1 protein-coding gene is annotated in these 255 nt (G+C 52.9%); it reads left to right on the forward strand.

Translation table 11 applies throughout. The annotated features are described in order from the left end of the window. Positions 1 to 212, forward strand: a 212-nt coding sequence (locus ACYQ3S_RS15770) for a DUF4368 domain-containing protein (protein ID WP_459688882.1), incomplete at its 5' end; no start/stop codon positions are given. Positions 213 to 255 lie beyond the last annotated feature (43 nt).

Below are 255 nucleotides of genomic sequence, written 5' to 3' on the forward strand. Positions count from 1 at the left end.
ACAAGTCGCAGGCCGCCACCGTCAACGCGGAAAAGTTTATGGGTATCGTCCGAAAGCACCTTGCCTTTGAGGAATTGACCCCCACCCTCTTGCGGGAAATGATTGAAAAAATCGTCGTGCATGAGTGCAGCTATGACGAGAACGGCACCCGCAGGCAGGACATTGAGATTTATTACAGCTTTGTCGGCAAGATTGACTTGCCCGAAGCCTAACGCCCGACCTATCCGACACAATGGCCAAGTGCCGGATAGGAAC

The organism is Agathobaculum sp. TL06, from assembly GCF_054658635.1.